At 59.7% G+C, this 26295-nt stretch carries 26 protein-coding genes; all 26 read right to left on the bottom strand.

The features are described 5' to 3' along the window. Positions 1-504 carry a flagellar basal body-associated protein FliL gene (gene fliL, locus HU754_RS09275; protein WP_007920033.1) on the bottom strand — a complete coding sequence of 168 codons (504 nt, stop codon included), beginning with the start codon at positions 502-504 and terminating at the stop codon, positions 1-3. 923 nt (positions 505-1427) lie between these two features. After that, positions 1428-2798: a flagellar hook-length control protein FliK gene (locus tag HU754_RS09270; RefSeq protein WP_186624403.1), complete on the bottom strand. Its 1371-nt coding sequence runs from the start codon at positions 2796-2798 to the stop codon at positions 1428-1430. A gap of 104 nt (positions 2799-2902) precedes the next feature. Next, positions 2903-3250 (bottom strand): Hpt domain-containing protein, encoded by a 348-nt coding sequence (locus HU754_RS09265; RefSeq protein WP_186624404.1) that lies wholly within the window; start codon positions 3248-3250, stop codon positions 2903-2905. A gap of 31 nt (positions 3251-3281) precedes the next feature. After that, the gene (locus tag HU754_RS09260; RefSeq protein WP_186624439.1) at positions 3282-4985 is read right to left on the bottom strand and encodes an ATP-binding SpoIIE family protein phosphatase; all 1704 of its coding nucleotides are present in this window, start codon (positions 4983-4985) and stop codon (positions 3282-3284) included. Positions 4986-4990: 5 nt separating this feature from the next. Next, complete coding sequence (locus HU754_RS09255; RefSeq protein ID WP_093439728.1) at positions 4991-5296, bottom strand: STAS domain-containing protein; 306 nt, start codon at positions 5294-5296, stop codon at positions 4991-4993. A 190-nt stretch (positions 5297-5486) separates the two neighbouring features. Beyond that, positions 5487-5936, bottom strand: a complete 450-nt coding sequence (gene fliJ, locus HU754_RS09250) for a flagellar export protein FliJ (protein WP_093439724.1) — start codon at positions 5934-5936, stop codon at positions 5487-5489. A gap of 6 nt (positions 5937-5942) precedes the next feature. Further along, the gene (gene fliI, locus HU754_RS09245; protein WP_093439720.1) at positions 5943-7301 is read right to left on the bottom strand and encodes a flagellar protein export ATPase FliI; all 1359 of its coding nucleotides are present in this window, start codon (positions 7299-7301) and stop codon (positions 5943-5945) included. Beyond that, positions 7291-8097 (bottom strand): flagellar assembly protein FliH, encoded by an 807-nt coding sequence (gene fliH / locus HU754_RS09240; protein ID WP_186624405.1) that lies wholly within the window; start codon positions 8095-8097, stop codon positions 7291-7293. The genes fliI and fliH overlap by 11 nt, the downstream gene beginning before the upstream one ends. A 4-nt stretch (positions 8098-8101) precedes the next feature. After that, positions 8102-9121 (bottom strand): flagellar motor switch protein FliG, encoded by a 1020-nt coding sequence (gene fliG, locus HU754_RS09235; RefSeq protein WP_016771079.1) that lies wholly within the window; start codon positions 9119-9121, stop codon positions 8102-8104. Beyond that, positions 9114-10901: a flagellar basal-body MS-ring/collar protein FliF gene (gene fliF, locus HU754_RS09230; RefSeq protein ID WP_186624406.1), complete on the bottom strand. Its 1788-nt coding sequence runs from the start codon at positions 10899-10901 to the stop codon at positions 9114-9116. Before fliF ends, fliG begins: the two co-directional genes overlap by 8 nt. Positions 10902-10916: 15 nt before the next feature. After that, positions 10917-11246, bottom strand: a complete 330-nt coding sequence (gene fliE, locus HU754_RS09225) for a flagellar hook-basal body complex protein FliE (protein ID WP_007920044.1) — start codon at positions 11244-11246, stop codon at positions 10917-10919. 128 nt (positions 11247-11374) lie between these two features. Continuing rightward, the gene (locus HU754_RS09220; RefSeq protein ID WP_186624407.1) at positions 11375-12766 is read right to left on the bottom strand and encodes a sigma-54-dependent transcriptional regulator; all 1392 of its coding nucleotides are present in this window, start codon (positions 12764-12766) and stop codon (positions 11375-11377) included. 5 nt (positions 12767-12771) lie between these two features. Further along, the gene (locus HU754_RS09215) at positions 12772-13965 is read right to left on the bottom strand and encodes a sensor histidine kinase (protein WP_186624440.1); all 1194 of its coding nucleotides are present in this window, start codon (positions 13963-13965) and stop codon (positions 12772-12774) included. Between the two features lie 125 nt (positions 13966-14090). After that, positions 14091-15566 carry a sigma-54 dependent transcriptional regulator gene (locus HU754_RS09210; protein WP_186624408.1) on the bottom strand — a complete coding sequence of 492 codons (1476 nt, stop codon included), beginning with the start codon at positions 15564-15566 and terminating at the stop codon, positions 14091-14093. 172 nt (positions 15567-15738) lie between these two features. Continuing rightward, positions 15739-16035, bottom strand: coding sequence for a flagellar protein FliT (gene fliT / locus HU754_RS09205; RefSeq protein WP_016984299.1), 297 nt, complete (start codon positions 16033-16035; stop codon positions 15739-15741). A gap of 11 nt (positions 16036-16046) precedes the next feature. Continuing rightward, positions 16047-16445, bottom strand: coding sequence for a flagellar export chaperone FliS (fliS, locus tag HU754_RS09200; protein WP_093439698.1), 399 nt, complete (start codon positions 16443-16445; stop codon positions 16047-16049). A gap of 129 nt (positions 16446-16574) precedes the next feature. Further along, positions 16575-18017, bottom strand: a complete 1443-nt coding sequence (fliD, locus tag HU754_RS09195; RefSeq protein WP_186624409.1) for a flagellar filament capping protein FliD — start codon at positions 18015-18017, stop codon at positions 16575-16577. A gap of 82 nt (positions 18018-18099) precedes the next feature. Next, positions 18100-18459 (bottom strand): flagellar protein FlaG, encoded by a 360-nt coding sequence (locus tag HU754_RS09190; protein ID WP_093439690.1) that lies wholly within the window; start codon positions 18457-18459, stop codon positions 18100-18102. Between the two features lie 72 nt (positions 18460-18531). Beyond that, complete coding sequence (locus tag HU754_RS09185) at positions 18532-19383, bottom strand: flagellin domain-containing protein (protein ID WP_007920059.1); 852 nt, start codon at positions 19381-19383, stop codon at positions 18532-18534. A gap of 242 nt (positions 19384-19625) precedes the next feature. Then, the gene (locus tag HU754_RS09180; RefSeq protein WP_116254416.1) at positions 19626-19892 is read right to left on the bottom strand and encodes a hypothetical protein; all 267 of its coding nucleotides are present in this window, start codon (positions 19890-19892) and stop codon (positions 19626-19628) included. Continuing rightward, positions 19889-21178: a motility associated factor glycosyltransferase family protein gene (locus HU754_RS09175; protein WP_186624410.1), complete on the bottom strand. Its 1290-nt coding sequence runs from the start codon at positions 21176-21178 to the stop codon at positions 19889-19891. Before HU754_RS09175 ends, HU754_RS09180 begins: the two co-directional genes overlap by 4 nt. 87 nt (positions 21179-21265) lie before the next feature. Then, complete coding sequence (locus tag HU754_RS09170) at positions 21266-22192, bottom strand: ketoacyl-ACP synthase III (protein WP_007920064.1); 927 nt, start codon at positions 22190-22192, stop codon at positions 21266-21268. Between the two features lie 226 nt (positions 22193-22418). Then, positions 22419-23471, bottom strand: a complete 1053-nt coding sequence (gene pseI / locus HU754_RS09165) for a pseudaminic acid synthase (protein ID WP_186624411.1) — start codon at positions 23469-23471, stop codon at positions 22419-22421. Beyond that, positions 23464-24969 (bottom strand): UDP-2,4-diacetamido-2,4,6-trideoxy-beta-L-altropyranose hydrolase, encoded by a 1506-nt coding sequence (gene pseG / locus HU754_RS09160; RefSeq protein ID WP_186624412.1) that lies wholly within the window; start codon positions 24967-24969, stop codon positions 23464-23466. The genes pseI and pseG overlap by 8 nt, the downstream gene beginning before the upstream one ends. Further along, positions 24966-25661 carry a pseudaminic acid cytidylyltransferase gene (gene pseF, locus HU754_RS09155; RefSeq protein WP_186624413.1) on the bottom strand — a complete coding sequence of 232 codons (696 nt, stop codon included), beginning with the start codon at positions 25659-25661 and terminating at the stop codon, positions 24966-24968. The genes pseG and pseF overlap by 4 nt, the downstream gene beginning before the upstream one ends. Next, positions 25658-26278 carry a pseudaminic acid biosynthesis-associated methylase gene (locus HU754_RS09150; protein ID WP_099758344.1) on the bottom strand — a complete coding sequence of 207 codons (621 nt, stop codon included), beginning with the start codon at positions 26276-26278 and terminating at the stop codon, positions 25658-25660. The genes pseF and HU754_RS09150 overlap by 4 nt, the downstream gene beginning before the upstream one ends. Positions 26279-26295: the final 17 nt, after the last annotated feature.

Below are 26295 nucleotides of genomic sequence, written 5' to 3'. Positions count from 1 at the left end.
CTACTGCAGTACGAAATTAGTGAAAAGCAACTGTTCGATCACCACTTTGCCCAGCTCTTTCTGCGCCACTTCCTGGACGCTGGCGGTGGCCTTCTGGCGCAACATCTCCTGGCCGACCGGGGTCGCCAAGGTGGCGAAATCCTGACCGGAGAAGAGCATCACCAGGTTGTTGCGGATCACCGGCATGTGTACTTTGAGCGCTTCCAGATCAGCCTGATTACGCGCCAGCATGGTGATGCTCACCTGCATGTAGCGCTGACGGCCGTTCTGGTTGTAGTTGGCGACAAAGGCCGGCGCCATCGGCTCGAAAATCGCCGGCTGCTTGCCGACAGGCGCTGCATCAGCGGCTTCGGCAGGCTTGCTCTGAGCGCTGTGCATGAAGAACCAGGTCGCCCCCACAGACGCGCCAATGGCCAGCAGCAACGCCAGCACGATCACAATGATCAGCTTGAGTTTGCCTTTGGTTGCGGGGTCTTTCACTGCTGCTGTTTCGCTCTTCGCCATGCCAATAATCCGTCACTAATCGGGTTTTCACAGTCGCACGGCAAGGCAAGAGCAAGTGTTATGCCAGAAGTGTCGGTAGTGCTGGAGACAACGCTAAAGTCAAAGGCACCCTCACCCCAGCCCTCTCCCGGAGGGAGAGGGGGCCGACCGAGGTGTCTTGCGTTAAACATCGACGTGAAAGACCCAGTCGATTAGAGATTCACAGCAGAAGTATCAGATCGGCGTACTTCAAGAGCATCCCCCAATCGGTCCCCTCTCCCTCTGGGAGAGGGCTAGGGTGAGGGTTTTCAGGTGGCCGACCGAGGTGTCTTGCGTTAAACATCGACCTGCAAGACCGAGTCGATTATGGATTCACAGCAGCAGTATCCGGTCGGCGCACTTCGCAAGCATCCCCCCAATCAGTCCCCTCTCCCTCCGGGAGAGGGCTAGGGTGAGGGTTTTCAGGGGGCCGACCGAGGTGCAAGACGTCAAACATCGACCTGAAAGACCAAGTCGATTATGGATTCACAGCAGCAATATCCGGTCGGCGCACTTCGCAAGCATCCCCCAATCAGTCCCCTCTCCCTCTGGGAGAGGGCTAGGGTGAGGGTTTCAGGGGGCTGACCGAGATGTCAGACGTCAAACATCGACCTGAAAGACCAAGTCGATCATGGATTCACAACAGCAGTATCCGGTCGGCGCACTTCGCAAGCATCCCCCAATCAGTCCCCTCTCCCTCTGGGAGAGGGCTAGGGTGAGGGTTTCAGGGGGCCGACCGAGGTGCAAGACGTCAAACACCGACCTGCAAGACCGATTCGATTATGGATTCACAACAGGAATATCCGGTCGGCGTACTTCGCAAGCATCCCCCAATCAGTCAGTCCCCTCTCCCTCCGGGAGAGGGCTAGGCGGGCGGCGTTCCGATGAGGGGCTCTTGATTTTGCTCAGGCGTAGTAGTCGACCGCGCTGCTGCCAATCACGCTGGTGGTTTGAGCAGCAACTTCAGCAATAGCGGCAGGCGCCAATTCGTCATCCGCCGAATCGAGGCGACCGCCGGCCGCGCTGGTGCGACCACTCTGGCCCTGCTGCGCCTGTTCCTGACCTTGTTGCCCCTGCCAGCCACGGTTCTGGTCGGAGACATTGACGTCGACCTGCCCCATGCCCTGCTGGTTGAACATTTCACGCAGGCGATGCATCTGGCCGTCGAGCGCTTCTCGCACGCTTGGATGCGCGCTCATAAAGGTCACTTGGGTCTGCTGGTCCGGGACCATGTTGACGCGAATATCCAATCGCCCCAGTTCAGCCGGCTGCAACTGAATGTCCGCCGCCTTCAGATTGGCACTCGACAGATACATGACGCGATTGACCACTTCTTCAGTCCAGCCGCTCTGGTGCATGGCGATCGGCTGATTCACCGGTACCGCGTTCGCTGTCTTCGGCGTGGCCGCCTGCGTCAGTGCCGCCAGACGGTTGGCGAAGTCATCGACGCGGGTATCGCTGGTCGCAGTCTTGAGATCTTTGAGGCCATCGTCGATCAAGCCGCTGAACGCTTTGTCACCACCCTGGCTGGTGCTGTCCTTGTCGGCTTGCACGTCGAGCATACTGGCCATGCCGGCGGCGAAGGTTTGCGCGGAAGTCAATTCACCGTCGGCCTGAGCCTGAGCCGGCGACGCTTTCGGTTGCGCCTGGCTGGCGGCGGAAATGTGCCCGCCCTGCTCCATCGCCATGCGTACCGCCGGCATCGAGTCGAGCGGATCGGCCGAAGGGTCGAAATCGCTGTCGGTGGCCGGTGCCGGATCTTTGACCGTACCCGGCAGTGCGGCAAGCGCAGGCGTTTCGGCTTCAGGCTGGGCACTCGCGACGACCGCCGGAGTCTGCACAACTGGCGCCGTGACTACCGGCTGCACAGCGGTTGCCAATGCCGGATCGAGCGTCGGATCAACCGGCGCCGCGTCTACCACTGGCGTCTGGGCGGTGTCTGTGTTGTCGTCGCTGCTGGTGGTGCTGTCATCGGTCGCTGCGGTTTTGTCGGCAGGCAAGTCGTTGCCGCTATCGGCAACCGCCGGCTGTGCAGCGGCAGACTGATCTTTGCCGATGTCCTTTTTGCCGCTGTTGTCAGCGACCTTGTCGCGCGCCGACTTCGGCGAATTGTCAGCGCTGGCGACAGGCTTGCTCGACCCCTGATCGGCGAACACTTTAGCGAAGCTTGAGGCTTTATCCCCGGTGTCTACGGCCATAGCCGACGATTTGGCCGAGGCAGCTTGCGCCTTGGCCTGAGCGGCATTCTGAAGAAGGATGTTGGGGGTCGCAGGCATGAAACGGTCTCCGCTGCACTGGGATCGTAGGTACAGTTGCAGAGATAACTGCAAGTGCCGGGCCAGTTTTGCCCGGCGCTCGTAAAAAGCGCCGGACGGCGGGATCAGTGCGTGTGAGCAGGATGTTTTTCGCTTTCATAAACCGGGCGAACTTCAGCAAATTCGCCACTGATCTGAGCGACCAGTTTGACTATTTCCGCCGGGCTCTTATTTTTGGCTTCCGACTCCAGCTCCTGGCAGAGCGCCGCCAAACGGACAGCCCCCATATTGCTGGCGCTGCCCTTGAAGCTGTGGGCAACTTCCGACAAGACCTTGGCATCCACCGCTTTTCGCAGATCAACCAAGCGACTTTCGGAATCCGTCAGAAAGGTATCCAGCAGTTCTGGATAACCCTCCTCCATCACATCGCGCAGTACTCTCAGCGCCTCGCGATCAATATGTGTGTCAGTCACTTGTTCACTCCTTGATCAAGAATTGCGCGAATTATGCCTCAACCTCCCAGGAAAACTCCACGCAGGCACTACGACCTTCGTCCGACCAACTGGCGTTATGCCCCAATTGCCGGACCAGACTGACGCCGCGCCCCGACAAACGGATACCGTCCAGCGGCCTTTCCATGACTCGCGCCACATCAAAACCCTTGCCGCTGTCCTCAACGCGAATCACCAGCCGGCCGCCCTCGCCTTGTGGCTGCACCTGCAGATGCACACGGACAAAGCCATCCTGCAGCGCCTCCAGCCGATCGTTGCGCTGCTGATAATAGCGAGCAAAACCCGCCGCATCGCGCTTGAGGCTGGAGTCCAGCCCCAGCACGCCATGTTCCAGTGCATTGGAATACAACTCGGCCAGCACGCTGTACAAAGCACCACTCTGCGCCCGCAACCCATGCACCTCAAGCAGCAACTGCAACAGGTACGGCAACGGATTGAAGCGCTTGAGCGTGGCGCCACGAAACTCGAAGCTCACCGACCAGTCGAGCGGGCACGACTGGCCGCTGTCGGAATACACCGGCGCCGACGGCTTGACCTGCGCCGGCTCCAGCAGGCTGACCTCGACCATGCTGACATCGTCGCGCGCCTCGCCACGAAAATCCCGCAGCGCCTGCTCGATATCCTCGAACAAGCGATCCGGCTCGCGGTTGGCGGCGAACACCTGCTGCAAACGCTCGACGCCGAACAGTTGATCACTGGCGTCACTGGTGTCGATCACCCCGTCAGACAACAGGAACACCCGATCACCGGCGGCCATCGGATGCACTTCCGTACGATCATCGAACGCCTGTGCACTCAGCACCCCCAACGGCAAGTGCCGCGCGGCCAGCGGCACACGCTCGCCAGTGGCAATCCGATGCAGATAACCGTCAGGCATGCCACCGTTCCACACTTCGACCGAACGCCGCTGAAAACTCAGGCACAGCAACGTGGCACAACAGAACATGTCCACCGGCAGGATGCGCTTGAGCTTGGCATTCATCTCGCGCAGGGTTTCGGCCAGGCCGTAGCCCTTGGCGGTCATGCCATAGAACACCTCGGCCAGGGGCATCGCCCCGACAGCTGCCGGCAGGCCATGGCCAGTGAAATCGCCCAACAACACATGCATGTCCCCCGCCGGCGTGTAGGCCGCCAACAGCAGGTCACCGTTGAACAAGGCATAGGGCGATTGCAGGTAGCGGATGTTCGGCGCACTCAGGCAACCGGAATGCGCCACTTTGTCGAAAACGGCTTTGGCCACACGCTGTTCGTTGAGCAGGTAATCATGGTGTTTGGCGATCAGGTCGCGCTGCTGCAGCACGGTTGCCTGCAAGCGGCGCAAGCGATCCATCGCCTTGATTTTGGCGGCGAGGATCACCTGGTTGTAAGGCTTCGCCAGAAAGTCGTCGCCACCGGCCTCCAGACAACGGGCCAGCGCTTCGCTTTCAGTCAGCGAGGTGAGGAAGATGATCGGCACCAGCGTCTCGCCCGCCAGCGCCTTGATCTGCCGCGCGGCTTCGAAGCCGTCCATGACCGGCATCATCGCGTCCATCAGCACCAGATCGGGTTGCTGCCGGCGAAACAGATCGACCGCTTCGGCACCGTTGGCCGCCGTCAAGACGTTATGGCCCTGACGACGGACGATGGTCGACAGCAACAGGCGATCGGCGGCGCTGTCTTCGGCGATCAGTATGGTCAGCGGCTCTTGCGCCTGCATGGTCGTCAAGTGATGTCGAATAGTTTGTCGAAATTGGAGATGGCGAGGATCTTCTTCACATCGGAGCTGCTGTTGACGACTCGCACGTCCGAGTTATCGCCGCCGGCGTGATCGCGCAGCAGGAGCAGCATGCCCAGTGCGGAGCTGTCGAGGTAGGTGGCTTCTTTCAGGTCAACCACAATGGATTCAGGCTTGGTGTCGAGCCGCTCATAGGAATCGCGAAATTCCTGATGGCGACCAAAATCAAATCGACCCTTGACGGAAATCGTCAGCTTTTGACCATCCGGAGAGACTTCTGTAACGACTGACATTGACTGGCTTCCTTGTCATTGACGAACCTGTACAAGGTTTAGCACTTGGTAGACCCATGGGCAAGGTGCAACACCGGATCAAATGTGGGAGCGAGCCTGCTCGCGAAGGCATCGTGCCAGTCAACAATTGAGCCAGTTGACCGAATGCATTCGCGAGAAAGCTCGCTCCCACAGGGTTTCGCGGTGCAATTTAGAAGGGATTCTGTCGCGGCAAACGCTGTGACAATTCATCGAGCAACTTCTGCTCGCGCTTGTCTTCGAGACGTTGCGCCTCTTCGCGATAACGTTGCACCAGTTTGCGCAAACCTTCGACCTTGGCGAACGCCTGTTGCCATTCTTCACGCGCCTTGTCGAGTTTGTTCTGGTGCCAGACCAGACTCTGGCGCTGCTGGTCGACGGCGGTGTCGAGTTGCGCCAGAAAACCCTGAAAACCCAGCAGCCACTGCCCGCTCACGCCGGTGCTGCCGCGCACGATCCATTGCTGCGAGTAATCCAGACGAAAGGCATTGAGGTCGGCGAGTTTGCTTTCTGCGACTTTGACCTGACCCTGAAAATAGCCCAGCCGTTGCACGGCGGTTTTCTCGGCCTGTTCGGCCATGTCCACCACCGGAGCCAGGCGCGCAGCGCGGCTGACGGCCATGGCCGGTTACCCGCCCGCCGCAGGGGCGAACAAGGTCTCGAGATAGGCCTGGCTTTCACCCATGTTGATTTTGTCGTTGAGGCCCTGACGCTGGTAGCGCACCAACTGCGGTTGCAGGGAAATCGCCAGATCGGTCTCGCGGTCGCCGCCGGCAACGTAGGCGCCGACGCTGATCAGATCGCGGCTCTGCTGATAACGCGACCACAACTGTTTGAAGTACTGCGCGCGCTGCATGTGTTCCGGCGAAACCACCGCCGGCATTACCCGGCTGATCGACGCTTCAATGTCGATGGCCGGATAGTGCCCTTCCTCGGCCAGACGCCGGGACAGCACGATGTGACCATCAAGTACGCCTCGAGCCGAGTCGGCAATCGGATCCTGCTGGTCATCGCCTTCGGACAACACCGTATAGAACGCGGTAATCGAACCACCGCCCTTCTCCGCATTACCGGCACGCTCAACCAGTTTCGGCAATTTGGCGAACACCGACGGCGGATACCCCTTGGTTGCCGGCGGTTCGCCGATGGCCAAGGCGATTTCCCGCTGCGCCTGGGCGAAACGGGTCAGCGAATCCATCAGCAGCAGGACGTTCTTGCCCTTGTCGCGGAAATACTCGGCAATTCGCGTGCAATACATGGCGGCGCGCAGGCGCATCAGCGGCGCATCGTCCGCAGGGGATGCGACGACCACGGAACGCTTGAGACCTTCTTCACCGAGGATGTGCTCGATGAATTCCTTAACTTCTCGACCCCGCTCACCGATCAGGCCAACGACGATAATGTCGGCCTCGGTGAAGCGGGTCATCATGCCCAGCAACACCGATTTACCGACACCGGTACCGGCGAACAGACCCAGACGCTGGCCGCGACCGACCGTCAGCAAACCGTTGATGCAACGGATACCAACGTCCAGCGGTACGCTGATCGGGTCACGGTTGAGCGGGTTGATCGTCGGGCCGTCCATTGGCACCCAGTCTTCGGCCTTCATCCCGCCCTTGCCGTCCAGCGCACGACCGGCGCCGTCGAGGACGCGCCCGAGCATGCTCATGCCCATCGGCAAGCGACCGGTATCAGCCAGTGGTACCACACGGGCGCCCGGGGCGATGCCGGCAACGCTGCCGACCGGCATCAGGAATACTTTGCTGCCGGAAAACCCCATGACTTCCGCTTCGACCTGGGACGGGTGATAGCTGTCGTCATTGATTACCAGGCAACGCGTGCCCATGGCGGCGCGCAGGCCTTCGGCTTCGAGGGTGAGGCCGACCATGCGCAGCAGGCGACCTTCAAGAATCGGCGCGCCGGCAATCTCGGTGGCCTCAGCGTAAGTGCTCAGGCGCTTGGCGAAACTGGTGCGTTCAAGGCGCATCGGGTTCGTCCGCGAGCGGCTCTTCAGGCGAGGCCGCCGGTTTTACGTCTTCGGGAATGTCCAGAGTCAGATCCGCTTCAGCCGGGTGCAACGCCTGCTCGTGCAACTGATCGAACAGTTTGGCCATGACCTGAGTGACGCGGGTTTCGATGCTGGCATCGATGCGGCTGTGCTCGGTTTCAACCCGGCAGCCACCCGGCAACAGCGCTTCGTCTTCGACAATGCGCCAGGTTTCCTCATGACGTTCGCGCAAAGCCTTGGCCTGCTCGAAGTCCTGCGGATTGACGTACAGACGCACATTGTCGACGCCCAGCGGCAACAGCTTGAGCGCATCGCGCATGACGTGTTCGATCTGGCTGGAATCAATGGCCAGTTCGCGCTTGATCACCTGTTTGGTGATGTGCTGCACGAGGTCGACCAGCGATTTTTCGATCTGCGTATCTTGCTCGGCGATGGGCTCGAACAGGTTCGCCATCAACTGCTCAAGGCTGGCAAGTTTTGCCGCCAGCGCCACTTCAGCTTCCTGACGGACCTTGAGCGTGGCGCTGTGAAAGCCTTCTTTCTCGCCGATGCCGAAGCCTTCGTTGTAAGCCTCCTGACGGATGCTTTCGAGTTCTTCCAGGGTCAGTGGCTGGACTTCTTCCAGCGGCACCTCTTCCATTTCCGGCGGTTCGGGTTCCGGCTCTGGCTCGGGTTCCGGTTTCGGCGGATCGAAGCTGGGCATGGCCCAGGATTCGAAACCACGGACATCGCGGGCACGGATCAGATCCGTCACATCGTCGTCGTGCTTGTCCATGGGCTTAGATCATTTCCTCGCCACCTTTGCCACCGAGTACGATCTCGCCGGCTTCGGCCATACGACGGGCAATGGTGAGGATTTCTTTCTGCGCGGTTTCGACATCGCTGACGCGCACCGGGCCTTTGGCCTCGAGGTCGTCGCGCAACAGTTCGGCAGCACGTTTGGACATGTTCTTGAAAATCTTCTCTTTGACGCCTTCGTCCGACCCCTTGAGGGCCAGCACCAGCACATCCGAGGATACTTCGCGCAGCAACGCCTGAATGCCACGGTCGTCGACATCGGCGAGGTTGTTGAACACGAACATGAGGTCTTCGATCTGACCGGACAGGTCTTCGTCGACTTCGCGGATCGAATCCATGAGCTGGCCTTCGATCGAGCTGTCGAGGAAGTTCATGATGTCGGCCGCACGCTTGATGCCACCCAGGGTGGTGCGCGAGGCATTCGAGTTGCCGGAGAACTGCTTCTCGAGAATCTGGTTGAGCTCTTTCAGTGCTGCTGGCTGTACGGTGTTCAACGACGAGACGCGCAGGATGATGTCCAGACGCACCTTGTGGTCGAAGTTGCCCAGCACTTCACCGGCCTGATCCGGGTCGAGGTACGCCACCACGATCGCTTGAATTTGCGGGTGCTCGTAACGGATCACGTCGGCAACGGCGCGCGGCTCCATCCATTTCAGGCTGTCGAGGCCACTGGTGTTGCCACCGAGCAGGATGCGGTCGATCAGGCCGTTGGCCTTGTCTTCACCCAGGGCCTGAGTAAGCATTTTGCGCACGTAGTCGTCGGAACCGACGCCGAGGCTGGTCTGGTCGCCGACGATGTCGACGAACTCGCTCATGACCTGCTCGACCTGCTCGCGATGGACGTTGCCCATCTGGGCCATGGCCACGCCGACACGCTGAACCTCTTTCGGGCCCATGTGGCGCAGCACTTGTGCGGCGTCGGTCGAACCCAGGGACAGCAGCAGAATCGCGGCTTTGTCGACCTTGGTCAGTTTGACGGTAGCGGCTCGGTTATCACTCATCTGCGTTAATCCACTCTTTCACGACCTGAGCCACGCGACCCGGATCCTCGGCCACCAGACTCTTGATTGCATTCAGTTGCGCGTCATAACCCTCACTTGGGCTCGGCAACAGAATGCTCTGCGGACCACCGAGGCTTACGCGGTCGTTGGCCAGGTCGCCGTCCAGGCCGCCCATCCCACCGAGTTCCACGTCGCTGCCCAGACCGGCCAGCTCCTTGCCTTTGCCGCCGCCGGTAATGTTGTTGAGCACCGGACGCAGCACACCAAACACCAGCACCAGGATGAACAACACACCCAGCACTTGTTTGACGATGTCCCAGAACCATGGCTGGGAGTAGAACGGAATATCGGCAATCACTTCGCCGCGCTCGGCGGAGAACGGCATGTTGATCACGCTGACGCTGTCGCCACGACTGGCGTCGAAACCGACGGCGTCCTGGACCAGACGGGTGAAACGCGCCAATTCGTCGGCGCTCCACGGCGCGCGTGTGGTTTCGCCGTTGGCCGCGTTGACCTTGACCTGATCGTCGACCACCACCGACACCGACAGGCGATTCAGGCGACCCTGCTGCTGTTTGGTGTGGCTGATGGAACGGTCGAGTTCGAAGTTCTTGGTCGATTGTTGACGCTTGTCTGCCGGGTATGGCGCGAGCATCGGCTGGCCGGTGGCCGGGTCCATGATCTGCTGACCGTTGGCGTCAACCAATGGCTGGCCTGGCTGCACCATAGCGGCCGGCGCGGCGGCGCCACCGGTGGTTTGCGGCGCCGAGGCTGGCGACGGCGGCTGGTTGCTCAGGGCACCCGGCACACCTTGCGGGCCATTGCTGGCGGTGCGTTGTTCGTTGACCGACTGCTCGCTGCGCAACGCCGGTTGATCCGGGTTGAACTGCTCGGCAGTCGATTCGACGGCATTGAAATCGATGTCGGCCGAGACCTCAGCCTTGTAGCGATCATTACCCAATACCGGCTGCAGAATGTTGTGCACGCGCTGGGTGAGCATGCTTTCCATGCGGCGGCTGTAATCGAACTGCTTGCCGGCCATGGTCATTTCGGAGTTCTCCGCCTGATCAGAGAGCAGGTTGCCCTTCTGGTCGACGACGGTGATCTGCGACTTGCTCAATTCAGGAACGGAGGTGGCCACCAGGTTAATGATCGCCAGCACCTGCCCCGGCTCCAGCGAACGACCGGAATACAACTCGACCAGAATCGAAGCACTTGGCTTGCGTTCATCACGCACGAACACCGAACTCTTCGGAATCGCCAGGTGCACGCGGGCACCCTTGACGTTGTTCAGGCTGGAGATGGTCCGCGCCAGTTCACCTTCGAGGCCACGACGGTAGCGCGTCGCTTCCATGAACTGACTGGTGCCCAGCCCCTGTTCCTTGTCGAGGATTTCAAAACCGATGTTGCCGTCGCTGGGAGTGACACCAGCAGCGGCGAGTTTCATCCGCGCACGGGACAGGTCATCGGCCTTGACCAGCAAGGCGCCGGAGTTCGGTTCGACGGTGTAAGGAATGTCAGCAGAGGCCAGGGTGTCCATGACCTGCTTGGCGTCCATGCCGGCAAGGCTGCCGTACAACGGACGGTAATCCGGCTGCTGCGACCACAGCACCACGGCAAAGCCAATCGCCACGCTCGCAGCCAGGCCGACCAACAGGCCCACCTGACGCAGCATGGTCATCTCGGAGAGGTTTTCCAGGAAGGACAGGCCGAACAGCGGCGGTTTGCCGTCTATCGGGGTGGCCTTGGCCGGAACGTTATCGGCGACTGCTTCTGCCATGACTCAATCTCGTCCTTAAACCGGCATCTGCATGATGTCTTGATAAGCCTGAACCAGCTTGTTGCGTACCTGGGTCAGAGCCTGGAACGACACGCTGGCTTTTTGCGAAGCGATCATCACGTCCGTCAGATCGACGCCGCTCTTGCCCACTTCAAAGGCGTTGGCCAACTGAGTCGACGCGGTCTGGGTATCGCTGACCTTGTTGATCGCCTGACCGAGCATGTCGGAAAAGCTGCTGCCTCCCAACTCAGGGACAGCGGTCGTCGATTTCGGCGCAGACATGGCATCCAGCTTCATGGCCTTCATGTCTGTCATCAACCGATTAAATTCAATACCTTGGCTCATGGTCTACTCTCTTGGGCGGCCCGCAATTTTTTGACACTCACTCGGCGGGTACACAGGTATTAGCAACAAGGGTGCCAGCTCATGGGCACCCCTTTCAGAAAAGCGTTTTCAAATCGTTGCGCCAGACGTCAGGTGGCGAACAGATAACCTTCGACGTCCATCCCGGCATCGCGCATTTGCGCCAGCTTGTAGCGCAGGGTGCGCGGGCTGATACCGAGCTTTTCCGCCGCTTCCTTTCGTCGGCCGCGCTCGGCGCGCAGGGTGTCGATGATCATCTGAAACTCCCGGCGCCGCAGGTCATCGCCCAGTGCACCGGCCGAATCCGCTTCGATTTCCACCTCGCGAAGCAGCGCTGAGGTCGGCGCGGCGACGGGCATCGCGGTGTACGTCACGGGACCCGACAGACAGAAATCCTGCGGCTGAATCAAACCGCCCTGCTGCAAGATCAGCGCACGCTGAATGGCGTTATCCAGCTCACGCACATTGCCCGGCCACGGGTAAGCGGTCAGGCACGTCTGCGCTTCAGGCGAGAGTTTCGCCGCCGCGTGCTTCATTTTATTGACGTGTTTGGCCAGCAACCTTTCGGCCAGCGGCAGGATATCGGCAGTGCGCTCGCGAAGTGGACGCCAGGCCAAGGGGAAAACCGACAGACGGTAAAAAAGGTCTTCACGGAAACGCCCCGCCGCCACTTCGCCCGCCAGATCACGGTTGGTGGTGGCGACCACGCGAATATCCAGGGCAATCGGTTTACGTGCCCCGACGCGCTCGACCTCGCGCTCCTGCAACACGCGCAGCAGTTTGGCTTGCAGGCCGAGGGGCATTTCGGAGATTTCGTCGAGCAACAGCGTGCCACCGTCGGCCTGCTCGAACTTGCCGGCTTGTGCGGCAATGGCGCCGGTGAACGAACCCTTCTCGTGGCCGAACAACGTGGCTTCGAGCATGTTGTCCGGGATCGCCGCGCAGTTGATCGCGATGAACGGCTGACTGGCGCGATGGGATTGCTGGTGAATGTAGCGCGCCAACACTTCTTTACCGGTGCCGGATTCGCCAGAGATCAGCACTGTCGAATCGCTGCGCGCCACCCGCGCTGCCAGCTCCAACAACTGCGCACTGGCCGGCTCGACGGCCACCGGACCGTCGCCGTCGCTTGTGCCAATACTGCCTAGCGCATGCCGTGCCACCAGATCCAGCAAGGCCTTGGGTTCAAACGGCTTGACCAGATAGTCGGCCGCGCCCTGGCGCATCGCATCGACCGCACGCTCGACCGCGCCGTGCGCCGTCATCAGCAACACCGGCAATTGCGGTTGGCGGGCCCGCAACAGCGAGAGCAACTGGTGACCGTCCATGCCCGGCATGTTGACGTCGCTGACCACCAGATTGAACGCCTCACGCGCCACCGCCGTCAGCGCGTCTTCAGCGCAGCCGACCGCATGGTAATCGTGCCCGGCCAGCAACAACGTATCGGCCAGCGCCTCGCGCAATGAGCGGTCATCCTCGACCAGCAAAACCTTGATGCCCATGTCTTTTACTCAGCTCCGTGTACAGCGGAAAACAGCGGCAGGATCACCTGCGCGCACGTGCCGCGCCCGACCCGCGAACGCAGCAGCAATTCTCCCTGATGCGCACGGGCCACAGCCTTGACCACGGTCAGGCCGAGGCCGGTGCCGGTGACTTTGGTGGTAAAAAATGGCTCGCCGAGCCGCGCCAGAACCGCAGGCTCGATGCCGCTGCCACTGTCGCTGATACTCAGATGCAGGTTGTTGTCACGGGTGTAGCAATGCACTTTCAGGCGGACGTCGCCGACACTGGCCTGAATGGCGTTTTCGATCAGGTTCAGCAGCGCTCCGACCAGCGTGTCGCGGTTGCACAGCAGCTCGCCGGCATGACTGTCGCACTGCCAGCGGACCGGCAGATCCTGGACATGCGTCAGCGCCGCCGCTTGCAGTGCCTGCATCAAGCTATTCGGGGTCAGGCGATCGGTCAGCGGCAACTCACCGCGAGCGAATACCAGCATGTCGCGCACTTGGTGCTCGAGCTCGTGCAGGCGCTCTTTCAGGCGCCCGGCGAAACGCTGCTGGGTGGCGACCGGCAATTGCTGCTCAGTCAAATGACTGGCATAGAGCAATGCAGCGGATAGCGGAGTGCGGATCTGATGGGCCAGCGAGGCGACCATACGCCCCAGCGAGGACAAGCGCTCGTGGCGTGCCAGTTGATCTTGCAGATGACGGGTTTCTGTCAGGTCATTGAGCAGCACCAGTTGCCCCGGCTCGGCATCCAGCGAACGGGTGGCGATAGACAGGCGTCGACCATTTTTCAAGGAAACTTCATGACCGTCGTCTTCACGCGGGGCAAAGCAACGCGCAATCACATGGCGCCACAGCTCGCCCTCAAGCGGCAAGCCGAGCAGTTCGATAGCGGCAGGATTAGATTCGCGCACCATGCCGTGACCGTCGATGACGATGACGCCACCGGGCAACAGATCAAGGAGGTTTTGCAGGCGGTTGGCCAAGCGTTCTTTTTCCGCCAGCTCCTGCATGCGCTGGGCACTGACGACTGCGAGCTCACCCTTGAGCTCGGTTACCCGTGCCTCAAGCATGCTGTAGGAGTCCGTCAGCTGGCTGGACATCTGGCTGAACAGCTCGAATGCCTGCTCCAGGCCCTGTCGGCTTGCCTGCTCTACGGAGGACGGCTGCCCCTCGGGACTGGAGGCAGTAGACATCTGGGCGTGGGGCATTGTGCTTTCTCGCTTGGCTGACCGTCAGTTAAACGGAACGTTGCGAGGGCTGTAGCAATACCCGTGCCTAAAAAAAACTGCTTATAAATGAAGCAGTTGAAAAACAGGCGTCAATCCTCCGCCTGTTCATCTCCATCGCGCCGGCTCATGCCGTACTTGCGCATCTTCTCCACCAGGGTGGTGCGACGGATACGCAGGCGTTCAGCCGCACGCGCCACAATGCCATTGGCATCGTCCAGCGCCTGCTGAATCAGGCCTTGCTCCAGACCACCGAGGTAGTCTTTCAGGTCCAGGCCTTCCGGCGGCAGCATGGCGTTGGCGGTGAAGTCCGGCGTATGGCCGTTGATCGCCACGCGCTCTTCGAGATCGCTGCGCAGGCTGTCGACCATTTGCTCGTCTTCGTCGTCGACATAGCGGAATTTCTTCGGCAGCTCGACCACGCCGATCACCCCGTACGGATGCATGATCGCCATGCGCTCCACCAGGTTGGCCAGCTCGCGGACGTTGCCCGGCCAGCCGTGACGGCACAGCGACATGATCGCTGCCGAGTTGAAGCGGATCGAACCGCGCTTCTCGTGCTCCATGCGCGAGATCAGTTCGTTCATCAGCAACGGAATGTCTTCGACGCGCTCACGCAGCGGCGCCATCTCGATCGGGAACACGTTCAGGCGATAGTAAAGGTCTTCGCGGAAGGTGCCGATCTCGATCATGCTTTCGAGATTCTTGTGGGTCGCGGCGATGATGCGCACATCGACGCTCTGAGTCTTGTTGCTGCCCACGCGCTCGAAGGTGCGCTCCTGCAGGACGCGCAGCAGCTTGACCTGCATCGGCAGCGGCATGTCGCCGATTTCGTCGAGGAACAGGGTCCCGCCATTGGCCAGTTCGAAGCGGCCGGCACGGCTGGTGATCGCGCCGGTGAAAGCACCCTTCTCGTGACCGAACAATTCGCTTTCGAGCAGCTCTGCCGGGATCGCCCCGCAGTTGACCGGCACGAATGGTGCGTCGCGGCGCTTGGAATGGTAATGCAGGTTGCGCGCAACCACTTCCTTGCCAGTGCCGGACTCACCGAGGATCAGTACGCTGGCATCGGTGTCGGCGACTTGCTGCATCATCTGGCGCACGTGCTGAATCGCACGGCTGGTGCCGACAAGGCTGCGGAACAGATTGGGTTCGCGATGACGACCGCGCTCGCGTGCCTGGTCGTACATCTCGCGATAGACCTGGGCACGGTGCAGGGAGTCGAGCAATTTGCTGTAGCTGGGAGGCATTTCGAGGGTCGAAAGCACTCGGCGACGCTGGTCTTCAGGCAAGTCAGCGGAAGAATTATCGCCCATCAACAAAACCGGAAGGAACTCATCCCAGGTTGAGAGTGTCTTTAGCAAGCCCAAAAGCGCACCAGGAGCATTAACGGTCCCGATCAGTACGCAAATGACCTCACGACTAGACGACAAAGAGCCGACTGCCTGCTGCCAGTCATGGCTGCCGCAGGGTAAATTTTCTTCGCCAAGAAAATTTAGAATCACCGCCAGGTCGCGGCGGCGGACGCTATCGTCATCGATCAGCAGAATTTTGGTTTCACGCCACATGCAATAGCAACTTCCCTAGTCAACTCAATGCCCAAAATAAGGGGCAAGCGAGACGCTTGCAGGACACCATGTGCCTGTAGACGCCTGAAATCTGAAAACAGCCACTAGTTAAGTCAAAAAACCGTGCACAGTCAAATTTATGGCGCACATGTCTGGATTAACTGGGGGTTAATTAACCAAACAGATGGTAAACCTTTGCCGCCTTTTGCGCTTGGGTGATCTGCGACATCTCGTTGGCTATCGCCTGCCGCTCACCCATGGCCACCTCGAGAAGCTCCTTGTAGACGTGGAGCAACTCCTCAAGGTTGTCGCGCAACGCGACCTCGTCCAGCGCAGCCTCAGCCATGACGTCTTCCATGCAGGAACGGCAAGCCAGATCCAGTTCACCAATGGCTTCCCAATTGCGTTCAGCGAGGGCAGTAACCAACGCTTCTCGGGTATCGGCGATTCGCTGCAATACAAGACTCATGACGATCTCCTTTAAAACTGCGGAGCAGGCACAGGGGCAATAGCATCCCAGCCTTCCTTGACCGTGCTCAGCAAGCCGGCAACCTCATCAAGAATGCGCAGGTCGCTGCTGATGTTCGCCTCGGCGAGGCGCTTCATCATGTAGATATACAGCCCATCCAGATCAGCCAGGGTATCTGCGCTGTTTTCCAGATCAAGGCCTTCACGCAGACCGCTGACAATGCCAATCGCCTTGCTGATCGAAGTGCATTTGCCAGGAATGTCCTTGCGCTCGATGGCGCCTTTGGCCTGAGCGATACGGGCCAGACCACCTTCCATCAACATTTGCACCAGACGGTGCGGGCTCGCTTCGGATGTCTGAGCGTGTGCGCCGACTTTCTGATACTGCCGAAGGGCTAACATCGGATTCATGTTCTACCTCATTGCCACAATGACTCGTATAACCAGTGTATCGCCAACGAATCACAGAACTTTAGATCAAAAGACAAAAACCCGGCGCACGCCGATGAAGCGTAGCCGGGTTTTTGTCGTGCCCGCCTTTTACTTCGCGGACTGCTGAGCGTTCAGCGAGCTGAAGAACGACGTAATGTTGCTCGCCGTAGCCTTCATCTGCCCTACCAGCAAGTCCATGGCGTTGTACTTGGCAGTCAACGTCTTGGTCAGGTTGGCGACACGCAGATCCAGCGCCAACTGCTGCGACGTGAGGCTGCGGGTGTTGTTGTTCAGAATGGTCATACGCTGATCAAGCAGACCGCTGGTGGTTTTACCATCAGCAGAAGCTTTGAGGTACGGATCGACCGCTTTGCTCATTCGCGCCAACAGACCGTTTTTGTCGTCGGTGCCGGAGAACAGCTGCTGCACCTGACCAGTCATGCCTGGCTGAGACATGGCCTTGTTGAAAGCCGTCGCGTCCAGCGTCAGCTTACCGGTGTCGCGATCGGTCATGACGCCGATCTGCGACAGCACACCCAGCTCGCCAGGCGACGAAGTGGTCAATTGGGCACGAATGTCCGCAATCAACGTCCGCGGCAGAGAGTCACCGGTAAACGCGGCCTGCACCGTCAGCTTGCCATCTTCGTCCGGCGTTGCCTTGGACAGGCTATCGATGGTGGTCTTGAGCGTGTTGAAAGCATCGACGAATTGCTGAACCGAAGCCTGCAAGCCCTTGGTGTTGGTATCGACAGAGACCTTGACCGCGTTGGGGCTGGCTTCCACCAGGTTCATGGTCAAGCCACTGATGGCGCCGCTCACCGTGTTGCTTTTGCTGGTCACGGCAAGACCATCAATGGTCAGTTCCGCATCCTTGGCAATATTGCCCACAGCCCCTGAATCACCAGCGGCCGGGGTTGCAGACATGACCTTGGTGCCATCGATTTCCAGACCGGCAATACCACTGACCGTCAGGTCGGATCCCGCGCCCGTCTTGTTGGAGCTGATCACCAGACGCGAAGCGCCCGAGCTGTCGGTCACGATGTTGGCGGAAACACCGTTGACACCCTGCGCCTTGTTGATGGCGTCGCGGGTGGTCTGCAAGGTGGCATTGGCCGGAATATCGACATTGTAATCAGTGCCATTCTGACTGATTTTCAGGGTACCACTCGGAATGGCACTGGCCGCGCCGCCGGCAAAGGATGCACTGGCTACTTTCGAGCCGGTGGCCAGGTTTTTCACCACGACACTGTATGTGCCCGAAACAGCCGTGTTATCGGAAGTCGCGGTCAGCGTTGTCGGGGTAGCCGAGGTCGCCGCGTAACCGGCAAACGCAGGGTTGGTCTTGCTGCCCAGATCGGTCATTGCCTTCTGGTAGGCCGCCAATGCGTTTTTCAGCGCACCGACACCGGAAATCTTCAGGGTGTTGGTTTTGGTCGCAGAATCGATCTGCGTCTGCTTCGGCGACTTGTCGGCGTTTACCAGCGCGGTCACGATCGCGCCGATGTCCAGGCCGGAACCCAGTCCGGAACCCGGTAGAATTGGACTTGCCATGTGCATCTCCCTTCAGATTGTTGCCATTCTTTTGACCGTTACACGCATCTTGAGAACGGACAAACATAATTCATGCCAGCTATCAGACTTTGGCGTCAAACAATACGTGACTCGCATTGGCGAGGCTGTCTGCCAGCTTGAGGGCTTCTGCGGAGGGAATCTGTCGTACGACCTCACCCGTCTCGCTTGCGATCACCTTGACGATGACCTTCCCGGAATGCTCATCGATCGAGAACTCCAGATTGCGCTTGATCGATTGGACGAACTTCTCGATCTCCTGCACTGCCAGTTTCAGCTTGGCGTCATCCGTGCCCTGACTTTTCCTGTCAGCGACCGGCGCTTCGACCTTGGCAACTTTTGGCGTCTCTGACGGCTTGTCAGCAACAGGTGTCGCTGGCTTGGGAGCCGGATAAGACACGTTAAGCTTTACGCTCATGTCCATGCCCATCACCTCCTAACGAAAAAAGCGAGAGAGCGCGACCAGCGCACTCCCCCGCTCAAACTCATTCCGAAATTACTGAAGCAGCTTCAGTACAGCGGAAGGCAGTTGGTTGGCTTGAGCCAGAACAGAGGTCGAAGCCTGTTGCAGGGTTTGCTGCTTGGTCAGGTTAGCAGTCTCTGCGGCGAAGTCGGTATCTTGTACGCGACCTTGTGCAGCAGTGGTGTTCTCGGTGATGTTCTGCAAGTTCTGGATGGTGCTGGTCAGACGGTTTTGCGAAGCACCCAGGCTGGCGCGGGTTGCACCGATGGCAGCGATTGCAGCGTCGATCGCGGTGATCGCGTTGTCGATGTTCTGCGAAGCGCCAGTCACGGTAGCACCGGTCAGGGACAGAGTACCGCTACCTACCGACAGGCTTACTGCGTCGAACTTGGAGCTCAGTACCAGGTCGATGTGGTTAGCCGAACCGGTGTTTGCGCCCACTTGCAGGGTCACAGTACCAGCCGAACCGTCCAGCAGGTTTTTGCCGTTCAGGTTGGTCGAAGCCGAGATACGGGTGATCTCGTCGGACATCTGAGCGAATTCAGCGTTGGTAGCGGTCTGGTCAGCAGTGCCGTTGGTACCGTTACGTGCTTTAACAGCCAGTTCACGCATACGCTGCAGGATGTCGGTAGTAGCTTGCAGAGCGCCTTCAGCGGTCTGGGCAACGGAGATACCGTCGTTGGCGTTCTGGATGGCTTGGGTGTTACCACGGATCTGCGAGGACATACGGTTCGAGATCTGCAGGCCAGCGGCGTCGTCTTTAGCGCTGTTGATTTTCAGGCCGGAAGACAGGCGCTGCATCGAAGTCGACAGAGCGTCGGAAGCGCGGTTCAGGTTTTTCTGAACGTTCAACGACGTGGTGTTGGTGTTTACTGTTAAAGCCATGACGAATTCCTCGTTGGTTGGGTACTGCGGCTTCCGGCCCTGGCAACCGCCGGGTATGGCCTAGAGAACCTTCGTAATAGTTATCGTCGGGTTTGCAGGTTGCTTGAGGGCTTTTTGAAAAAAATTTGCCATCACCCTGCCACCCCCGAGAAAACAAAGACTTAGCAGTACGTCAGCCGCGATAAAATGACGTCATAAAACCGACTGCGGCGCAAACCTGCGGGCCAGTGCTGTCGGCCTGCTCAAACCGGAACACTTTCCAGCAACTCGATCAATTCGTACTCCATATAATCAGCCAGCCCCAACCAGTCCTGGCGCTCCTGACAATCGAGCATTTGCGCGAGCACCTGCGCCCACATTTGCTGGACATCCGCAGACCCCGAGAGCAGCAACTGCTGTGCATCTTCGAAAATATCAACCATGCCCAGCGCTGCCTCGACATCCCGCCCCAGCCGAAACAGACCGGCACACTGACGGCATTCACCGATGCACTTTTTCATCGCCGTCATTGCACAAACTCCTGATTGAATTGCGTCCCGGCGATAAGCGCACCCGCCCTGCTGCTGTTGAAGAACTCAACGTGCGGATGCGCAGCGATGTAACGTTCCAGCACACACAGGTAACCGCGGAAGTTGAGCTGGGTACTGACTCGCTGACCCTGCCCATCGCGCACCCAGTGCCGCGCCTGATTCACACCCGGCCCCAGATCGCCATCGCTCCAGCCCGCGTGAGTCTTGTTCATCGGGAAGGCGAAATCGGCGCCAAATAGCGTGATGCGAGACGCGCCCATTTGCACCGCCAGATCGACCGCCGGATGGATCACGCTGCCGCCGACGTGCAGCAGCGCGCGCGGATGCTGTTCACGCAACCCGGCGTACACCGGACTTGCCGAGTAACCGCCATAGCGTTTGCCCTTCCAGGCCCGCAGAACTTCGGGATCGCTCATGGGCAAATACACCAGCGGGATACCGTCAGACGCCTCGAACGGCAAATGACGGAAGCTGATGCGCTGATCAATGGTCACCACCAGATCCGGAACGATCCCGTGCTCAATCAACGGCCGATACGCCGTGTCGACACAGATGAACAGCGGGCGCTGAGCCTGATTCCGGAGCGCTGCCAATCGTTCAAAGTGCCCTTCCAGAGTCGGCCCGGTAGCGATCACGTAGATCTCGCGATCGGTGCAGGTACCAAACAACTGCGCCACATCGTCATCACCCAGCAGCACCGGCAAGCAGTCCTGCAAGCGCTGTTGAATGAACGGCGACTGCGCGTCGAATTCGCGATTGTTAAAACTCAGATGGACTTCATTGACCAGCCGATCGCGAATCTTCGCGTTGTAGTCATCGGCCAGCAACATCTCGGCAGGCAGGGCAAAAAACGGCGTGAAAAAGTCCGGATGATCGGCAGCGTAAAACAACTCGACCCGCGGGTCTTCCAGCCACTGACGCTGATCGAGCAGTTGCACCACCAGCGCAAACAGCGCGCCATTGAGGATGTGCACGTACAAGCGTTGCAATCCCGTCCGCTCAAGCAGCACACCGGGCAAATCACCGAGACCGGTGCCATAGACGTGCAGTTGCGCCTTGTCCGGCAGGCTGGCCGCCTGAATCTGCGCTTCATGGAGGCGATCGTGACGACTGGTGAGCTGGATGCCGTTGATGCTCAGCGTCGAGCCTAGCCCCTCAACCAATTGAGCCGCAATGGCCGTACTGTCTTGCGCCATCAGTCGTTCGAACAGCGCCGGCCAGCGCCGTTGCAACACCTCGGCATTGGCTTGAAAAAACTCGCTCATGGCGCCTCGCGCTCCCTTCCAGGCAAAAAAATAGCGTTCAAGGTTAACCTTGAACGCTATTTTTGTATCCGCCGTTTTTGCTCGGACTCAAGGGCGATAGATGATCGCCGAGCCCCATGACAGACCGACACCAAAACCGCTCAGCGCAATACGCTGCCAATCGGAATCGATGACGTGTTTTTCCAGCAGTAACGGAATGCTCGACGACACGGTATTCCCGGTCTCGACCATGTCCTTGATGAACTTCTCCGGCTCGCCTTCGAAGCGCCGCGCCACGGCATCGACAATCGCCGCACTGCCTTGGTGAATGCAGAAGGCATCGATGTCATCGGCCTTCAGACCGGAATCGTCGAGCAGTTCGTGCAAGTGTGCCGGGACTTTGAGCAGCGCAAAGTTGAAGACCTGACGACCGTTCATGAAGAACACGCCATCGGTGACTTTCAAGTGCGGTGCACCGGAGCCGTCGGTGCCAAACTTGGCCTTGCCCAGCGCCCAGGTCGGATCTTCACCCATCCACGTAGCGGTTGCGGCATCGCCGAACAGCATGGTGGTGTTGCGGTCTTCCGGATCGACGATTTTCGAGTACGGGTCAGCGGTAATCAGCAGGCCGTTCTTCAGGCCGGCAGCTTCCATGAAGCCCTTGATCGCGTAGATGCCGTAGACATAACCGGAGCAGCCCAGGGAAATGTCGAAGGCCGCCACGTTGGTCGGCAGACCGAGTTTGTCCTGCACGATTGCAGCCGTGTGCGGCAGGCCTTCTTCGTCACCGTTCTGGGTGACGACGATCAATGCGTCGATCGATTCACGTTTCAGATCCGGGTTGCTGGCAAACAGCGCATTGGCCGCTTCCACGCACAGGTCGGAGGTTTCTTGTTCAGCGTCTTTGCGCGGCAGGAATGCCGAACCGATCTTGCCAAGGATGAATTCTTCATCCTTCTCGAATTTTGCACCTTGTGCGTAATTGTCCACGCCGGCTACAGGAACGTAGCTCGCAATGCTTTTTATGCCAATCATTACGGCTTCCCAATAAAAAACAGCCCAAGACCACCGCTCGCAAGGATTTCGAGGGGCGCCGACAAACAGAAAACGGCCGCCACAAAGGGCAGCCACGGGGAGCGCAAAGGGCTATCACTGGAATCGAAAACGAGCCAGGCGCCATCTCCCCGATCAATACAATACAGTGAAGATGCGCGTTATGACTCGCAGGTCACGCTATTTTGCCGAATCGGTGCAGATCGGCTTATTCGACCAACGACCAGTCCAGCGGCGTGCCGCGCTTGATTGGCGCGCGCGCGCGACGACCGAGGACGGCTTCGGCGTGCTTGGGCGGCAAACCAAGACCGGGGCGAATGGCGCGCAGATTGTCCCCGCTAAAGGTGTCACCGGCGGCCATGTCGGCAGTGACGTACAGCGAGCGGCGATAGACCAGCGACTTGCGCTCGGCCTCGGTAACGCCGTAATGCACCTGGCCCATGGCTTGCCAGGCGCGCTCGGTTTCCAGCACCAGGCTGGCCATTTCCGCCGGTTCCAGGGAGAAACTGGCATCGACGCCACCTGCTGAACGGTCGAGGGTGAAGTGTTTTTCCACCACCGTCGCCCCCAGCGCCACCGCAGCCACCGATACGCCTACGCCCATCGAGTGGTCGGACAGCCCGACCTCGCAACCGAACAGTTCCCGCAGATGCGGGATCGTGCGCACGTTGCTGTTGAGCGGTGTCGCCGGGTAGGTACTGGTGCATTTGAGCAAGACCAGATCCTTGCAGCCGGCTTCACGCGCGGCGCGCACGGCTTCATCCAGCTCAGCGATGCTGGCCATGCCGGTGGAGATGATCAGCGGTTTGCCAGTGGCCGCCACACGGCGGATCAACGGCAAGTCAGTGTTTTCGAAACTGGCGATCTTGTAGGCCGGCACATCAAGGCTTTCGAGAAAGTCCACGGCGCTGTCATCGAACGGTGTCGAGAACGCGAGCATCCCCAGTTCCTTGGCACGAGCAAAAATCGGCGCATGCCATTCCCACGGTGTATGGGCTTTTTCATACAAATCGTAGAGCGAAGTGCCGGCCCACAGACTGCCCGGATCCTTGATGAAGAACTCACCTTCAGACAAATCCAGCGTCATGGTTTCGGCGGTGTAGGTTTGCAGTTTCAAGGCATGCGCCCCGGCCTTGGCCGCTGCCTCGACGATTTGCAGGGCCACGTCCAGCGTCTGGTTATGGTTGCCACTCATCTCGGCAATGATGAAGGGCGGCGCATCGGCACCGATCAAGCGGTTGCCGATCTTGAAACTAGTCATGCGGGTGATCCTTCAAAACACGGGTGAACGTACAGGCACTCTGAGTGAACCCGGCGTCACGAAACACATTCAGCGAGGCACGATTGCCCGGCAGTACCTGAGCGGTAATGGCGGTCAATTGCGACCAGTGGCGGGTGACGAACGCTTCGCCCCGCGTCAGCAGCGCCTTGCCCCAACCCAGGCCGAAACGTCCCTCAAGCAGGTAGATCGAGACTTCGGCTTCAAACCCGCGCAGGTCATAACGCAGCACACCGACCGGGCCGTCATCGGCTTCGGCGATCAACAGTAAACGCTGCGGATTACGCAGACTGGCGGTCAGCCAGTTGACGTGCTGCGACCAGTCGATTTCAGCGCTCGCCAGCGACCAACGCCGCACCGGTTCGGCATTGCGGCCATCGAACAACAGCCGTGCATCCTCTAACGTGGCGGGACGGATGGCGAGTACTGCGCCGGCCAGAGCGGCAGCAACGCGCAGCGCTCCGCGTCCGTCGACCAGTTGCCGCGAGCGTTCGGCCAGGCCCTGTCGCAAATAATAATTGTCGGCGACGAAGCCGATGGCGTCGCGCAACTGCTCGACACTGACCTGCTCACGGGCGCCCATGAAAACATGTGCCCCCGTTACGGCCATGACTTCGCCGTTGGCCTGCTGGTTGTTCGACACGGCAATGCAAATTGTCGGCAAGCCCAACGCCGCGCGCTCCCAACTGGTGCCGCCACCGGCGCCGACAAACAGGTCGGCTTCGCTCATGCGCTGGTAGAAATCGCTGACAAAACTGTGCAGACGCCAGTTCGGCCGTGTCTCGGCCAATGCCTGCATGTGCGCCCACGCCGGATTATCGGCGCCAGCGACGAAGTCCACCTGCAGCTCGGTGAAATCCGCCAGGGCCAGCATCGCGTGGTGGGTTTGCATTGCGGCATCGAATCCGCCGAAGTTCACCAGTACCCGGCGCGCCTTGGGCTTGATCTCGATGGCAGGGCAGTTGAATTCTTCGCGCAACAGCGCATAACGCGGCCCGAGCAACGTGCGACAACCTTCGGGCAGCAACGGCGCATAGTTTTCACTGAGGCCGGAAAGATTCTGATTGAGCAACAAATCGACGCTGTAGCGCCGGGTGGCAAGATCATCCACCGCTGCAATTCGATGCGCCCAGCGCCGTGCAGCGGTTTGCCAATGATGATCGAGGCCGTAGTGGTCGACGATGATCCAGTCAAACTCGGCCTGACCTTCAAGCTGCGAGCCCAGCGCATCAATGTCGGCCTGCCACGGCAGCATCGATTCGATGGCTTGCTGTGGATCTTCATTGGCGTAGCGCTCAGGCAGCGCGAACGTTTCGAATCCCTCGGCGCTCAATGCCTCCAGACGATGTCCCGGCAACCGTCGACAGGCGAAGGCGACATGACTGCCCTGCGCGCGCAGCACTCGCGCCAGCGGCAGGCAGCGGGCGATGTGCCCGCTGCCGATGGTCGGCGAGGCGTCCGCGCGAATCAGCACTCTCATTGCAGTTCTCCACCAGCCTTGAGCGCGGCGTAAAGGTATTCGGCGCGTTTCCAGTCTTCGGCGGTATCGATGTCCTGGACCAGATGCCGGGGCAGAATCACCGGCAGGCTGGCTGGCGAATAGAGCACCTCGCCGCGCAACCACGCCTCAGTGCGCCCCCAGTAAAACTGACCGGCGTCCTGAAAAGCTTTGGGCAAATCCTGCGAGCGGGTGTTGCGGAACTCGGGATACAACGCGCGCAAGGCGCCCTGCTCGTCCAGCGTCAATGCCCGTTGCACCGGAAAGCCGAAATCGCAAACGGAGAACGCAAACGACTTGTCTGCATGCCGTTCCAGCAACTCCAGGCCTTCACGTAGATAACGCACCTGCAACAGCGGTGCCGTAGCGTAAATGCAGCAAGCGAAATCGAAGGATGGCAGTTGCTCCAGCGCATGCACGATCACTGCCGCCGTGCCCGTGAAATCATCGGCCAGGTCTACCGGGCGCAGAAATGGCACCTGCGCGCCATGGACTCGCGCCACATCGGCAATTTCGGCATCGTCGGTGCTGACCACGACCTGATCGAACAAGCCCGATTCCAGCGCGGTGCGGATCGAACGGACAATCATCGGCACGCCGTCGAACGGCAAAAGGTTCTTGCGCGGGATGCGTTTGCTACCGCCACGGGCCGGGATGATTGCGACGTTGCTCAAGGACGTTTTTCCAACAGGAACCAGGTGATGTCGTCCACAGGAAACTGCGGATCGCGGTGATAGACGAAACCATAATCCAGCAAGTGCAAATCGGCATAGCGATCGAGCATCTCACCGGCAAAATCGCGCTTGAACAGTTTGCCGCTGTTGCCACGATAAGACACTTCTACCGGCGCCGGATTGTAATACTCGGCGATCAGGATGTAGCGCTGGCTCAACGCGTACAACTGCGCATAAGCGGTCGGCAACAGCTCCGGGGCCAAGTGAATCAGCACGCCTTTACTCAGTGTCAGGTCGTAGCGGCGCTCGCGCGGGAAATCGAACAGCGAGCCTTGCCAGATCTGCGCAATGTCCAACGCCCGAGCCTGAGCACAGGCGCTTTCATTGATCTCGACGCCGAATAGTTCACAACGCGGCAGCAGTTGATGCAACGCCTGCAAATTGTTGCCGGCATTGGTGCCCAGCTCAACCAGACTCTCGATACCTGCAGCCCGGCTCAGCGCTTTGGCAAACAACGCCAGGTTCGCCGCCACTAGCGGCTGACCGACATTGCGCGCGACGTACTGGTTGCCGAAGTCGCCCTGCCAGAACTTTTCCTGCTCACTCAAATGACGCATTGCAGATACTCATCCAT

The sequence above is a fragment of the Pseudomonas zeae genome (genome assembly GCF_014268485.2).
Lineage (GTDB): Bacteria > Pseudomonadota > Gammaproteobacteria > Pseudomonadales > Pseudomonadaceae > Aquipseudomonas > Aquipseudomonas neuropathica.
The sequence above is the reverse complement of the archived record's forward strand: the minus strand, read 5'-3'. Positions and strand labels throughout refer to the sequence as shown.